The following is a 13999-nucleotide window of genomic DNA, read 5'->3' as shown; positions in this document are numbered from 1 at the left end:
GACCGCCGCTGCGTCAGGGTGCCAGGCCCGCGCAGGTCAGCCAGATGTGCTCGCAGGTCGCGGACGCCTCCTGGAGCCGGTCGGGGGAGTCCGGCTGCCACGCGTGGTAGAAGCTCCGCTCGACCATCCAGCACAGCGCCCGCCCCATCGCCGGCGCCCCGTCCGGCCCCTCGCCGGCGCGCACCCCGGCCCGCTCCAGCACGGCGGTGATCGCCGCGATGAACAGGTCGGCCGTACGGTCCCACAGCGCGCCGATCTCCGGCACCGTCAACGACAGGTCGATCGCGGTGCGCATCACCAGGCCGTGCTCGCGCCACAGCTCCACCGTGCGCCGCATCGCCGCCGCCACGGCCAGGCGCGGGTCGTCGCTGCGCGCGGTGGCCCGGGACCGCTCCCACAGGTGCTCGACGGTCCGCGCCACCAGCGCGGTGACCACTTCCTGCTTCGAGCCGAAGTAGAAGTACAGCGCGCCGCGGGTGATCCCGGCGCCCTGGGCGATGTCGCCGACGGTCATCGCGTCGTACCCCTTGCGCGCGAGCAGGGCCTCGCACGTGTCGAGGATCGCCCGCTCCCGCAGGTCGCCCTTGCGCTCACCGGCGCGCCGGCCGCGCGCGGGGCGGGGGTCGCTTCGGGGCTCGGGCATCAGAGCTGAGCCCCCTCCGCGAAGTCCGTCGTCCGCGACAGCTCCTCCCACGTCCGGATGTCCTCGTCCACCGCCGCCCGCGCGGCCGCCACCAGGCGCAGCGCGTCCGAACCGAGGACGAGGTGCGCCGGCGGCTGTTCCACCGACGCGATGCGCACGACCGCCTCCCCGGCCTTCGCCGGGTTGCCCAGCTGGTTGCCGCTGGCCTTCTGCCGCGCCTGGCGGATCGGCGTGAACAGCTCGTCGTAGTCGTCGACCGTACGCGCGGCGCGGGTCATCGACCGCCCGGCCCAGTCGGTGCGGAAGGACCCGGGCTCGATCGCGGTCACATGGATGCCGAACTGCGCGACCTCCTTGCCCAGCGCCTCCAGCACCCCTTCCAGGGCGAACTTGCTGCCGCAGTACGCCGACATGCCCGGGACGGCCATCAGCCCGCCCATCGACGTGACCGCCATGAGGCGGCCGCGGCGGCGCGCGCGCATGTGGGGCAGCGCGGCCTGCAAGGTGGCCATCGCGCCGAAGACGTTGACCTCGAACTGGCGGCGCACCTCGCTCAGCGGGGTCTCCTCGAAGGTGCCCTCCAGGCCGTACCCGGCATTGGCGAGCACCACGTCGAGCGGGCCGACCGCGCGCTCCACCTCGTCGACCACCGCGACCACGGCGCCGTCGTCCGTCACGTCGAGGATGCGGGCGTGCGCGCGACCGGGCGCCAGTTCCTCGAACGCCGCCCGGTCCCGCTCGGCGCGGACCGTGCCGACGACCGTGTGCCCGGCGTCCAGCGCCGCCTGCGCGAACGCCCGGCCGAGACCTGTGCTCACACCCGTGATCAGCCAGTTCTGCTGCTGCACCACAACTCCTCCAGAAGCTTGCGCGGGAAACCCGTCCGGTCCCCGCCGGTAAAAAGTCTACACCTCGTCGATTTTTGTCATCGAGCTGTAGATTCTCGGGATGCGCGTGCGGTGGGGCGCGGTGGGGTGCGGCGGGGGCCGGGTCGCGGGAAACGCGGTTGCCCCGCGGCGGACGGCCTGCTCGAATCGGCGTCGTGGAGAGCCGTCTGGACACCGCGCGCATGACCCTGCGCCGCTTCACCGAGGCGGACGCCGGCGATCTCGCCGCCTTGCACGGCCACCCCGACGTCATGCGGTACATCGGCGACGGCCGTCCCGTGCCCCGGTCCGTGGTCGTGGGCCGGCAGCTCCCGCGCATGCTGCGCGAGTACGGTGAACCTCCGCGCGGGCACGGCTGTTTCGCGGCGGTGCGGCGGCGGTCCGGGGCGTTCCTCGGGTGGTTCTCGCTGCGGCCCGCGACCAGCGCGGGGCTGAGCGGCGGCGGCACGGAACTGGGCTACCGGCTGCTGCCGTCCGCCTGGGGCCTCGGCTACGCGACGGAAGGCGCACGGGCCCTGGTGCACCACGCGTTCGCCGAACTGGGGGCGGACCGGATCGTGGCCACCACGATGACCGTCAACACCGCGTCCCGGCGCGTCATGGAGAAGGCCGGGCTCTGCCTGGTCCGCACCTTCTTCGAGGAATGGCCCGATCCCATCGCGGGCGCGGAACACGGCGACGTCGAGTACGCCCTCGCCCGTGAGCGCTGGCGGGGGTGACCTGTTCCGGTGCGGCGCCGTGCCGTGCCATGGCGTGGACGCCCCCGACCGTCGGGCGCCGGGGCGTGTCCGACGGCCGCTGGCCGCCTCCCGCGAGCTGCGGAGCCCGGGGCGGCGCGTCGGGCCGCGCGGCGCGGGCGTTCCGGGATACGGTCGCCCCACCGCTTTCGGTGCCCAACTGCCGCTGCCGCGGCGGGGGAAGGGGTGCGTGGGGTACGCCCCGAGGAGGCGGCGGGGCCGGTGGGGGCTTCGCCACCCGATTGCCGTCATGACCTTGACGCGTTCGCTGTGAACGCTAACAATTACCTCGTCACCGATCGGAGGGTCATGTCGCAGACTGCGGAGAGCGCCGGAAGGCGGAGGGCGCCCACGATGGCGGACGTCGCCCAACTGGCCGGAGTGTCACACCAGACGGTCTCCCGGGTGCTCAGCAACCACCCGAACGTGCGGGAGACGACCCGGGCCGACGTGCAGCGGGCGATCGAGGAACTCGGCTACCGGCGCAACTCCTCGGCCCGCGCGCTGGTGACCCGCCGGACCCTGACCCTGGGCGTCGTGGCGTGCAACCCCACGCTGTTCGGCCCGTCCAGCACCCTGTTCGGGCTGGAGGAGGCCGCCCGCGAGGAGGGCTACATGGTCTCCACGGTCACCTTGCGCCGCTACACCGCCGCGGCGCTGCGCGAGGCCATCGACCACCTCAGCGACTGGGGCGTGGAGGGCATCGTGGTGATAGTGCCGCACCGCGACGCGGTCAGCGCCCTGGCCGAGTTGAAGCTGCCCTTCCCCGTGGTGACCGTGGAGGGCGGGCACTCGCTGCCCATCCCCGGCGTGTCGGTCGACCAGCAGCTCGGCGCGCGCCTGGTCACCAGCCACCTGCTGGCCGCCGGGCACCGCACCGTGTGGCACGTCGCCGGGCCGCCGAGCTGGTTCGAGGCCGAGGCCCGCGCCGTCGGCTGGCGCACGACGCTGGAGGAGGCCGGCGCCGAGGTGCCCGAGCCGCTGATCGGCGACTGGACACCGCTGTGCGGCTACCGCGCCGGGCAGGAGCTGGCCGGCCGGGTGGTCGCGCGCGGCGCGCGCCCGGGCGCCACCGGGCTGTCGGCGGTGTTCGTGGCGAACGACCAGATGGCGCTCGGAGTGCTGCGCGCCTTCCGCGAGGCCGGGCTGTCGGTGCCCGGCCAGGTCGCGATCGCCGGGTTCGACGACATCCCCGAGGCCGAGTACTTCGCGCCGCCGCTCACCACCGTCCGCCAGGACTTCGCCGCCGTCGGCCAGGCCAGCATCCGGCTGCTGATCAGCAGACTGGAGGCCGGGTCGACCGGTGACGACGACGAGCGCGTGGTGATCGAGCCGCGCCTCATCGTCCGCCGCAGCAGCACCCCGTCCTGACCCGCGCCCGGCCGGCACCTGACAGCCGGCGGTCCGCGGTGCGGGAGCGGGGCGGGGCGCTGCGGGTGCCCACCCCCGGCCGACGGCAGGCCCGCCCCGACCGCCCTGTCCGCCGCAACCGCCCCGACCGCCCCGGCGCCCGCCCGTACGGCGGGGCGAGCCGGACCCGTCCGCCCCGCCCCGCCCCGGCCGCGGGAACACGTGAGCCCCGCCCGCAGGCCCGCCACCCCCCACCTACCTCACCTCACCCCACCCGAGCGGCCGCCGGGCGCTCCGCCCGCGCCCGGCGCCCTCGTACGACTGGAGGCAGACATGACCACCGATCCACCCGCCGTGACCGTCGGCGTCGACTTCGGGACGCTCTCCGGCCGCGCGCTCGTCGTCGCCGTCGAGGACGGCCGCGAACTGGGCAGCGCGGTGCACGAGTTCACCCACGGCGTGGTGTCGCACGCGCTGCCCGGCGGCGGCCGCACGCTGCCCCCGGACTGGGCGCTCCAGGTGCCGCAGGACTGGCGGGACGTGCTGCGGTTCGCGGTGCCGCGGGCGCTGGCCGCGGCCGGGGTGCGACCGGAGCAGGTCGTCGGCATCGGCACCGACTTCACCGCCTGCACGGTGCTGCCCACCACTGCCGACGGCACACCGCTCAGCGAGCTGCCGCGCTTCGCCGGCCGGCCGCACGCCTACCCCAAGCTCTGGCGCCACCACGCGGCGCAGCCCGAGGCGGACCTCATCGTCGAACGCGCCCTGGACAGCGGGCAGCCGTGGCTCGGCCGGTACGGCGGGAAGATCTCCAGCGAGTGGCAGTACGCCAAGGCGCTCCAACTGCTGCGCGAGGACCCGGAGGTCTACGCCGCCGCCGACCGCTGGATCGAGGCCGCGGACTGGATCGTGTGGGAGCTGACCGGCGCGGAGAGCCGCAACCCCTGCACGGCCGGCTACAAGGGCATCCGGCAGGACGGCGGTTACCCCGACGCGAAATACCTGGCCTCGCTGCACCCGGACTTCGCGGACTTCACCGCCAAGCTGGAGCACCCGCTCTCGCAGCTGGGCGCGGCCGCGGGTGGACTCACCGCGCGGGCAGCGGCGTTGACCGGGCTGCGGGCCGGCACCCCGGTGGCGGTCGGCAACGTGGACGCGCACGTCACCTCCGCCGCCGCCCAGGCGCTCGACCCCGGCCACATGCTGGCCATCATGGGCACCTCGACCTGCCACATCATGAACTCCGACGTGCTCGCCGAGGTCCCGGGCATGTGCGGGGTCGTCAAGGACGGTGTGGTGCCCGGCCTTTGGGGCTACGAGGCCGGGCAGAGCGGTGTCGGCGACCTCTTCGCCTGGGCGGTGCGGACCACCACCCCGCAGGAGTACGCCGACGAGGCCCGCCGGCGCGGCATCTCCGCGCACGAACTGCTCACCGAGAAGGCCGCGGCGCAGGCCGTGGGCGCGCACGGGCTGGTCGCGCTGGACTGGCACAGCGGCAACCGGTCGGTGCTGGTGGACCACCACCTGTCCGGGCTGCTGGTCGGGCTGACCCTCGACACCCGGCCGGAGGACGTCTACCGGGCCCTGATCGAGGGCACCGCGTTCGGCGCCCGCACCATCGTGGAGGCGTTCGAGCGGTCCGGGGTGCCGGTGACGGAGTTCACCGCGGCCGGCGGCCTGCTGCGCAACCGCTTCCTGATGCAGACCTACAGCGACGTACTGGGCCGCCCGATCAACCTGATGGCCTCCGACCAGGGGCCCGCGCTGGGCTCGGCGATCCACGCCGCCGTCGCCGCCGGCGCCCACCCCGACATCCGCGCCGCCTCCGCGGCGATGGGCCGGATCGAGCGCCGCGCCTACCTGCCCGACCCCGCCCGTGCGGCCGCCTACGACCGCCTGTACGCCGAGTACCGCGAGCTGCACGACCACTTCGGCCGGGGCGGCAGCGACGCGATGCACCGGCTGCGCGCGCTGCGCGCCGAGGCCGCCGGGGCGGTCTGACCGGGACCGACCCGGACTCGGACCAGCCAAATGTTAGCGCTCACCCCCTCTTTGTTAACGCTCACCCATCCTGCGAGGTCCGCATTGCCATGAGCAGCAACCCACAGCAGCAGCAAGAGGAACAGCACCAGCAGCAGGACTCCACCGTGACCGCCACCGGGGCCGGGGCCGTGACCGCCACCGGGCCCGGGACCGCCGCCGTCGCCGCACTGCGCCGCCAGGTCAGCGACCTGCACGGCGAACTCGTCCGCTACCAGCTGGTGGTGTGGACGGCCGGCAACGTCTCCGGCCGGGTGCCGGGCCGCGACCTGTTCGTGATCAAGCCCAGCGGCGTGGACTACGACCGGCTCACCCCCGAGGCGATGATCGTCTGCGACCTCGACGGCAATGTGGTCGAAGGCGACCTGGCACCGTCGTCCGACACCGCCGCCCACGCCTACGTCTACCGGCACATGCCGGACGTCGGCGGCGTGGTGCACACCCACTCCACCTACGCCTGCGCCTGGGCGGCCCGCGGGGAGGCGGTGCCCTGCGTGCTGACCGCGATGGCCGACGAGTTCGGCGCGGAGATACCCGTCGGCCCGTTCGCGCTGATCGGCGACGACTCGATCGGCCGCGGCATCGTGGAGACGCTGACCGGGCACCGCTCGCCCGCGGTGCTGATGCAGAACCACGGCGTGTTCACCGTCGGCCGCGACGCGCGCGCGGCGGTGAAGGCCGCGGTGATGTGCGAGGACGTCGCGCGCAGCGTGCACATCTCGCGCCAGCTCGGCGCCCCGCTGCCCATCGACCCCGGCGCGGTCGACCGGCTCTACGACCGCTACCAGAACGTCTACGGCCAGCAGGGGCCGTCCGTCGGCAAGGAGTCCCAGGCATGACATCGCCCGCCGCACCCGAGATCTGGTTCCTCACCGGCAGTCAGGGCCTGTACGGGGACGACACCCTCGCCCAGGTCGCCGAGCAGTCGCAGGCCATCTGCGACCGGCTCGCCGCGGCCCCGGGCGCCCCGGTCCGCACGGTCTGGAAGCCGGTGCTGACCGACGCCGCCGCGATCACGGAGGTGGTGCTCGCCGCCAACTCCGCGCCGCGGTGCGTCGGCCTGGTGGCCTGGATGCACACCTTCTCGCCCGCCAAGATGTGGATCGCCGGGCTGGACCTGCTGCGCAAGCCGCTGCTGCACCTGCACACCCAGGCCAACGTCGAACTGCCGTGGTCCACCATCGACATGGACTTCATGAACCTCAACCAGGCCGCCCACGGCGACCGCGAGTTCGGGTACATCCAGTCCAGGATCGGCGTGGCCCGCAAGACCGTCGCCGGCCATGTCTCCGACCCCGCGGTGCTCGCCCGCATCCACGCCTGGATGCGCGCCGCGCTGGGCTACGGCGCGCTGCGCACGCTGCGGCTGGCCCGGTTCGGCGACAACATGCGGGACGTGGCCGTCACCGAAGGCGACAAGGTCGAGGCGCAGTTGCGGCTGGGCGTGTCGGTCAACACCTACGGCGTCAACGACCTCGTGGCCGCGGTGGACGCGGTCGGCGACGCGGCGGTGGGGGAGTTGACCGCGCAGTACGCCGACACCTACCGGCTCGACCCGCAACTGGCCGCGGGGGGAGCGCGGCACGCGTCCCTGCGGTACGCGGCCCGGATCGAGTTGGGCCTGCGCGCCTTCCTCGACGACGGCGGGTTCGGCGCGTTCACCACCAACTTCGAGGACCTGGGCGGGCTGCGGCAGTTGCCCGGGCTCGCGGTGCAGCGGCTGATGGCCGACGGCTACGGCTTCGGCGGCGAGGGCGACTGGAAGACCTCCGCGCTGCTGCACGCGCTCAAGGCCGCCGGGGCCGGGCAGGCGGGCGGCAGCTCCTTCATGGAGGACTACACCTACCACCTGGCGCCCGGCAGCGAACTCATCCTCGGCGCCCACATGCTGGAGGTCTGCCCGAGCATCGCCGCGGACCGGCCGAGCTGCGAGATCCACCCGCTGTCGATCGGCGGCCGGGAGGACCCGGTGCGGCTGGTCTTCGACGCACGGCCCGGCCCGGCGGTCGTGGTGGGCCTGGCGGACGTCGGCGACCGCTTCCGGCTGGTGGCGAACACGATCGACGTCGTGGCCCCGCTGGAGCCGCTGCCCGCGCTCCCCGTCGCCCGGGCGGTGTGGAAGCCCGCGCCGGACCTGCGCACCTCCACCGAGGCGTGGCTGACCGCGGGCGGGCCGCACCACACGGTGCTGTCCACCGCCGTCGGCGCCGAGGAGCTGGCCGACCTCGCGGACATGCTCCGCACCGAGCTGCTGCTCATCGACGGCAGCACCGAGATCCGGCAGTTCGCCAAGGAGATCCGCTGGAACCAGGCGTACTACCGGCTCGCCGGGGGCCTGTGAGGGCGCCGCGGCACCCGTTTCCGCCCGCCCCACCCGGGCGGTCCTCCCGCCGGTACGGGAGGGCCGCCCGGGCGGAGGTCGTCGCCGTGCCCGTGTGCGTGCCGGTGCCCGGCGCGCGTGCGCGGCACCTGTCCCCGCACCCCCTCGGCGCGGCCCTGATGTGCGGGTGCGCGGCCGTCCACGGTGCATGTGCGCGTACACGATGCGTACCGTCAACTCCCTGCCGGACGTGGGCAGTCGGGGCGAAGCCGCAGCGTGTGCGGGCGTTTCGGCGGGTCTGCCGCGACGTGGGCCGACCTCTTCGCGATCCACGGGGTTTTTCTCGGCTCAACATCTTGACGGTGATTCCGTGAGCGCTAACACTCTATGGCGGCGGGTGACAGGAACCCGCCACGACTGGTGCAGACGGTTCGGGCCCCTGTGGCTGTGAACGTCGACCGCTCCGCCCGGTTGTGTGAGCTGCGTTGGGGATGATGCGGCCCACGCCCGCGGATGTGATCCACTCAGTGGATTGTTAGCGCTCTCAATGACCGCGAGGTCACCGTCCGAACAGGAAGTTCGCCCATGCGTGATGCCAAAGGTGCCGTCGTTTCCGGATACGGGCGTTGGGGCGCCGCGGCCGTGACCCTCGCCGTGGTGCTCGCGGCGGCGGGGTGCAGCAAGAGCGGGGCCGGCGGCTCGTCCTCCTCGGACAACTCCGGCAACTCGACCTCCTCCGCCTCGTCCGCCACCGCGATCAAGGGCGACATCGCGTTCAACGACGCGAACCTCGCCAAGCTCGACGCGGCGCTGAAGCAGGCGCTGGCCGGCAAGGACCTGTCGAAGCTCAACGAGGCGATGGTGGTCAACGTCGCCACCGACTACTGGAACGCCGGCAAGGTGGGCTTCAACAAGGGCCTGAAGGAACTCGGCGTCAAGGGCGCCTACCAGGCCCCGGCGAACGGCCGGCTCGACCAGCAGCTGTCGATCATCCAGACGCTGCGCGGCCAGGGCATCAGCGGCCTGAGCGTCTCCGCGATCGACCCGACGGCCATCAAGGCGCCGATCGCCTCCGCGAACAAGGCCGGCATCCCGGTGCTCGCCATCGACTCCCCGCTGCCGAAGGACGACGGCGCCGCGCTCTACCTGGGCACCCCGAACTACCAGGCGGGCCAGAAGGCCGGCGAGGCGATGAAGCAGGCGCTCGGCGGCAAGGGCCAGGTGGTGATCCTGGTCGGCTCGCTGACCACCTCCAACGCGGTCGAGCGCATCCAGGGCTTCGAGGACGCCCTGAAGGGCTCGGGCATCAAGGTCGCCCAGAAGCTCAGCGACAGCATGGACGCCTCCAAGGCACTGTCCAACGCCGAGACCGCGATCCAGACCAACCCGAACGTCAACGGCCTGTACGGGGTGTACTCCTACGACGGCCCGTCCGCCGGCCAGGCCGTCCAGTCGGCCGGCAAGACCGGCAAGATCAAGATCATCTCCGACGACAGCGACCCGCAGACGCTGAAGTTCATCAAGTCCGGCGTCATCCAGGCCACCGTCCTCCAGCAGCCCTACCAGCAGGGCTACACCGGCGCCTACCTGCTGGCGGCGCTGAAGGTGCTCGGCAAGGACGCCACCCTCAAGATCGCGCAGCCGTACCTGGAGAGCGACGGCATCACCCTCAGCTCCGGCGTCGGCCTGGTCACCCAGACCAACCTCGCCGACTACCAGGCCAAGCTGACCAGCCTGGGGATCGGCTGATGGCCGGCTCCGCCGACACCCGCCCGGGCGGCGAGGACCGCCCGGGCGGCGGGGGAGAGCGGGGCGGCGCGGCCGAGGAGAGCGCGGTGTCGCTGCGCGACGTCAGCAAGTCGTACGGCCTCGTGAAGGTCCTGGACATCCCGCGGCTGGACCTGGCCCGCGGTCAGATCGTCGCGGTGGTGGGCGAGAACGGCGCGGGCAAGTCCACGCTGATGGGCGTGCTGTCCGGCACCGTCACCCCCACCACCGGCACCATCGAGGTCGCCGGCCGGGCGCTCCAGCCCGGGCGCCCCGACCACTCCCGCGAGCTGGGAGTGGCCCTGGTGGCACAGGAGTTCCCGCTGGTCGGGCAGTTGAGCGTCGCGGAGAACCTGCTGCTCGGGCGGCGCCCGCAGCGGGCCGGCGGCGGGCTGCTGGGCCGGGCGGTGTTCGACCGCACCGGCACCAGGGAGGAGGCACGGGCGCTGCTCGCCGAGGTCGGCGTCACCCATGTCGACGTCGACCGCCCGGTCGAGCGCTTCCCGGTGCCGGTGCGCCAGATGATCGAGATCGCCAAGGCGTGGGGCCACCGCCCGGTCGTGCTGATCCTCGACGAGCCGACCTCCTCGCTCGGCCCGGTGGAGGCCGAACGGGTGCTGGACCTGGCCCGCGCACACGCCGCCGCCGGCGGCGCGGTGCTCTTCATCGGCCACCGCCTGGACGAGGTGCAGGCGATCGCCGACCGGGTGGTGGTGCTGCGCAGCGGGAAACTCGTCGCCGACCTCACCCCGCAGGAGGCGACCGAGGAGCGGATGATCCGCGAGATGGTCGGCAGCGAGCTGGCCCGCGCCGACCTCGCGCCGCCGTCCACGGTGGAGCGCACCGCGGTGCTGCGCACCCGCGAGTTGACCGCCGACGGCCTCGGCCCGGTCGACCTGGACGTACGCGCCGGCGAGATCGTCGGCGTCGCCGGACTGATGGGATCGGGCCGCAGCCGGCTGCTGCACACCGTGATGGGCGCGCAGCCGCGCACCGGCGGGTCGGTGGAGTTCCTGGGCCGCGACTTCCGCCCGCGGCACCCGGCGGACGCGGTCGAGAAGGGGATCGGCCTGGTCCCGGAGGACCGCAAGGTGCAGTCGCTGCTGGCGGCGCACTCCGTGCGGTGGAACGTCACGCTGACCACGCTGCGGCGGATCAGCAGCCGCGGTGTGCTGCGGCCGAAGGCGGACAAGGCGCACGCGGCGCGGATCATCGGCGACCTGGGCGTACGCCTGCACAGCCCGGAGCAGCCGATCGGGGCGCTGTCCGGCGGCAACCAGCAGAAGGCGGTCTTCGGGCGCTGGCTGGCCGCCGAGCCGAAGCTGCTGCTGCTCGACGAGCCGACCCGCGGGGTGGACGTCGGGGCGAAGGCCGAGATCTACAGCCTGATCGACGCCGCCGCCGAGCAGGGCATGGCGGTGCTGGTGGCCTCCTCCGAACTGGAGGAACTGCTGTGGATCTGCCATCGGATCGTGGTGATGGCACACGGGCGGATCGTCGACGACATCCCCCGCGACCGGTTCGGCAAGGAAGCGATCATGACCGCGGCGGCCGGGACGCGGCCGGGCGCGGGCCCGCAGGGAGAGGCAAGCGCATGAAGACCAGCACCGCACCGGCGCCGACCGAGGCGGACCCCGGCAGCGCGCCGGGCCCCTCGTTCCTCCGCCGCCTGATCGAAACGCCCGAGGTCGGCGTGGTGGCCGCCTGCGTCGTCGTCTTCGTCGCGCTGGCCGTGGACAAGTCGACCTTCGCCGGAGCGGTCAACCTCCAGGGGATGGGCTTCGACCTGGCGCAGTACGGCCTGATCGCCATCGGGGAGTCGCTGGTGATCCTCACCGGCGGCATCGACCTGTCGGTGGGCGCGCTGCTGGGCACCAGCGTCATCCTGATGTCCTGGTTCAACGTACGGGCCGGGCTGCCGCCGATCCTGGCGATCGTGGTCACGCTGGTGATCGCGGGCGCGGTGGGCCTGCTGCACGGACTGGCCGTCACCCGGCTGAAGATGGCGCCGTTCGTCGTCACCCTCGTCACGTACACCGTCGCGCAGGGCGTCACCCTCGCGATCACCTCGGGCACCTCGATCACCGGGATCGGCGGGCTGTTCGGCGACGTCGGCCAGACGTACGTGGCACAGATCCCGCTGCCGCTGATCCTGTTCGCGGTGGTGGCGATCGCGGCGTGGTTCTTCCTGGAGCGCACATACGCCGGGCGGCAGGTCTACGCGGTCGGCGGCAACCCCGAGGCGGCGCGGCTGGCCGGCATCCGCGGCGACCGGCGGGTGGTGTCGATGTACGTCACCAGCTCCCTGCTGTCGGCGTTCGCCGGGATGATGGTGCTCGGCCGGATGGGCGTCGGCTCGGCCAGCGGCGTCGGGGTCGGCTGGGAGCTGTCGGCGATCGCCGCGGCGGTCATCGGCGGGGTGAGCCTGGTCGGCGGACAGGGCCGCATCCTCGGGATCGTGGCGGGCACCATCCTGCTGGAGCTGATCAACAACGGCCTGACGACTCTTCAGATCAACCCCAACTACACGAACATCGTGCTCGGTTGCGTGCTGGGGCTGGCGATCACCGCGGACCGGCTGCGGGCGCGGAGCGTGGCCAAGCGCCGCTGAGGCTGCTCCCGGCCCTTCCGGCCTCCTGGCGCTTCCGGCCGCCGGTTCGCCCGGGCCGCCTCGCCGCTTCGGGGAGGCGGCCCGCGCTGCCGTAGCCTGGGGCCGCGGTGTCAGCAGCGGCGGGGAAGAGGGGTGCGCGGTGGGCGCGGTGGGCTCGGTGGGCGGCGGGTTCGGCACGGAGCGGCTGGAGATGCTGCCGCTGGAGGCCGGGCACGCGGAGCCGATGGCGGCCGTGCTCGGCGATCCGGCGCTGCACCGCTACATCGGCGGGGCGCCGGAGACGCCCGCGGGGCTGCGGGCCCGGTACGAGCGGCTGGTCGCGGGGGCACCCGAGCCCGGGGTGACCTGGCTGAACTGGGTGATCCGGCTGCGCGCGGAGGGGCGGCTCGCGGGTACCGTGCAGGCGACGGTGCGGGACGGTGAGGCGGGCGGCGGGCTGGGCAGCGGCCCGGGCGTCGAGCCGGGCGGGGCGTCGTACGCGGAGGTCGCGTGGGTGGTGGGCACCCCGTGGCAGGGCCGCGGCATCGCGAAGGAGGCGGCCCGCGGGCTGGTCCGCCATCTCGCCGCCCACCACGTCCGTACGGTGCTCGCGCACGTCCACCCGGACCACGCGGCCTCGGCCGCCGTCGCCACCGCCGCAGGGCTCGCCCCGACCGGCGAACTCCACGACGGCGAAGTGCGCTGGCGCGCCGACCTCATGCCGCCCGGGCGCTGAACCCGCGCCCAGCGGGCGGGGAGGCCGGTCGGAGCGGTCAGCTGGTCGGTGCGGAGGCCGGGGTGAGGTGCTTGCGGAGCAGGGCGATGATCGGCTGGATGTGCTGGCCGAGGAAGAAGTGCCCGCCCGGGTAGACCTCGAACTCGAAGCCGCCGGTGGTGTGCTGCTCCCACTGCCGGGCCTCGTCGAGCGTCGTCTTGGGGTCCTGGTCGCCGGTGAGCACCGTGATGGGGCTGCGCACGGTCGCCGACGGCTCGCTGGCGTAGCACTCGGCCACCTGGTAGTCGGCGCGCAGGGCCGGGAGCGCGGCGCGCATCAGCTCCTCGTCCTCCAGCAGGAGGGTGTGGGTGCCGTCCGACGAGCGCAGTTCGGCCATGAGCCCGGCGTCGTCGAGCCGGTGCAGGGCCTCCTCGCGGCGGGTGGCCGGTCCGCGGCGGCCGGACGCGACGATCCGGACCGGCGGCCGGCCCTCCGCCTCCAGCCGGCGGGCCACCTCGAACGCGAGGATCGCGCCCAGGCTGTGGCCGAACAGGACCAGGGGGAGGTCGTCCTCGGCGGCGAGGATCTCCGCGACCCGGTCGGCCAGCACCGACATCTCAGTGATCGGCGGTTCACTGCGGCGGTCCTGCCGGCCCGGGTACTGCACGGCGATCACGTCGAACTCCTTGCCGAGCGCCATCGACACCGGGCGGAAGTAGGGCGCCGAACCCCCCGCGTGCGGGAGGCAGACAAGGCGCGCGGCCGGGTCCTGAGCGGGAACAAAGCGACGGCACCAGAGATTTTCCACGGAAGGCATGCTGCTCCATCGTCGGGTTCGGCTCTCCGCCGCAACATAACAAGCCGCCCCCCGCCGGGCCACCCCGGAAAATCCCCGGAGCTCCCCTGTCCGTCTCCGCCCAATAGGGGTCGTACACCGCTGTGTTGGCCGC

12 protein-coding genes are annotated in these 13999 nt (G+C 73.6%); 9 read left to right on the top strand and 3 right to left on the bottom strand.

The genetic code is table 11. The features are described 5' to 3' along the window. Positions 1 to 13: 13 nt before the first annotated feature. Together AC3ERT_RS16790 and AC3ERT_RS16785 are read right to left on the bottom strand one after the other, a co-directional pair. On the bottom strand, positions 14 to 643 hold the full coding sequence (locus AC3ERT_RS16790) for a TetR/AcrR family transcriptional regulator (RefSeq protein WP_335979172.1): 630 nt from the start codon (positions 641 to 643) through the stop codon (positions 14 to 16). Continuing rightward, positions 643 to 1491: an oxidoreductase gene (locus tag AC3ERT_RS16785; RefSeq protein WP_435132501.1), complete on the bottom strand. Its 849-nt coding sequence runs from the start codon at positions 1489 to 1491 to the stop codon at positions 643 to 645. The genes AC3ERT_RS16790 and AC3ERT_RS16785 overlap by 1 nt, the downstream gene beginning before the upstream one ends. 194 nt (positions 1492 to 1685) lie before the next feature. Between AC3ERT_RS16785 and AC3ERT_RS16780 the strand changes: the two genes are divergently transcribed. The 9 genes from AC3ERT_RS16780 (at position 1686) to AC3ERT_RS16740 (ending at position 13070) form a co-directional block, all read left to right on the top strand. Continuing rightward, entirely contained in the window at positions 1686 to 2249 is a 564-nt protein-coding gene (locus AC3ERT_RS16780; RefSeq protein WP_435175083.1) for a GNAT family N-acetyltransferase, read from the top strand. Between the two features lie 327 nt (positions 2250 to 2576). Beyond that, positions 2577 to 3638: a LacI family DNA-binding transcriptional regulator gene (locus AC3ERT_RS16775; protein ID WP_335979179.1), complete on the top strand. Its 1062-nt coding sequence runs from the start codon at positions 2577 to 2579 to the stop codon at positions 3636 to 3638. 312 nt (positions 3639 to 3950) lie between these two features. Continuing rightward, positions 3951 to 5618, top strand: coding sequence for a ribulokinase (gene araB, locus AC3ERT_RS16770; RefSeq protein ID WP_435132495.1), 1668 nt, complete (start codon positions 3951 to 3953; stop codon positions 5616 to 5618). Positions 5619 to 5707: 89 nt separating this feature from the next. Further along, positions 5708 to 6496: an L-ribulose-5-phosphate 4-epimerase gene (locus tag AC3ERT_RS16765; RefSeq protein WP_335979182.1), complete on the top strand. Its 789-nt coding sequence runs from the start codon at positions 5708 to 5710 to the stop codon at positions 6494 to 6496. Then, the gene (gene araA, locus AC3ERT_RS16760; RefSeq protein WP_335979184.1) at positions 6493 to 7998 is read left to right on the top strand and encodes an L-arabinose isomerase; all 1506 of its coding nucleotides are present in this window, start codon (positions 6493 to 6495) and stop codon (positions 7996 to 7998) included. Before AC3ERT_RS16765 ends, araA begins: the two co-directional genes overlap by 4 nt. A gap of 564 nt (positions 7999 to 8562) precedes the next feature. After that, the gene (locus AC3ERT_RS16755) at positions 8563 to 9726 is read left to right on the top strand and encodes a substrate-binding domain-containing protein (RefSeq protein WP_335979186.1); all 1164 of its coding nucleotides are present in this window, start codon (positions 8563 to 8565) and stop codon (positions 9724 to 9726) included. Beyond that, complete coding sequence (locus tag AC3ERT_RS16750; protein ID WP_335979187.1) at positions 9726 to 11342, top strand: sugar ABC transporter ATP-binding protein; 1617 nt, start codon at positions 9726 to 9728, stop codon at positions 11340 to 11342. Before AC3ERT_RS16755 ends, AC3ERT_RS16750 begins: the two co-directional genes overlap by 1 nt. After that, on the top strand, positions 11339 to 12355 hold the full coding sequence (locus tag AC3ERT_RS16745) for an ABC transporter permease (protein ID WP_435175080.1): 1017 nt from the start codon (positions 11339 to 11341) through the stop codon (positions 12353 to 12355). Before AC3ERT_RS16750 ends, AC3ERT_RS16745 begins: the two co-directional genes overlap by 4 nt. A 190-nt stretch (positions 12356 to 12545) precedes the next feature. Next, the gene (locus AC3ERT_RS16740; RefSeq protein WP_435175112.1) at positions 12546 to 13070 is read left to right on the top strand and encodes a GNAT family N-acetyltransferase; all 525 of its coding nucleotides are present in this window, start codon (positions 12546 to 12548) and stop codon (positions 13068 to 13070) included. Between the two features lie 37 nt (positions 13071 to 13107). Here the strand turns inward: AC3ERT_RS16740 and AC3ERT_RS16735 are convergent, their stop codons facing one another. Continuing rightward, positions 13108 to 13866, bottom strand: a complete 759-nt coding sequence (locus AC3ERT_RS16735) for a thioesterase II family protein (protein ID WP_335979191.1) — start codon at positions 13864 to 13866, stop codon at positions 13108 to 13110. Positions 13867 to 13999 lie beyond the last annotated feature (133 nt).

The organism is Actinacidiphila sp. bgisy145 (genome assembly GCF_057708125.1).
The sequence above is the reverse complement of the archived record's forward strand: the minus strand, read 5'-3'. Positions and strand labels throughout refer to the sequence as shown.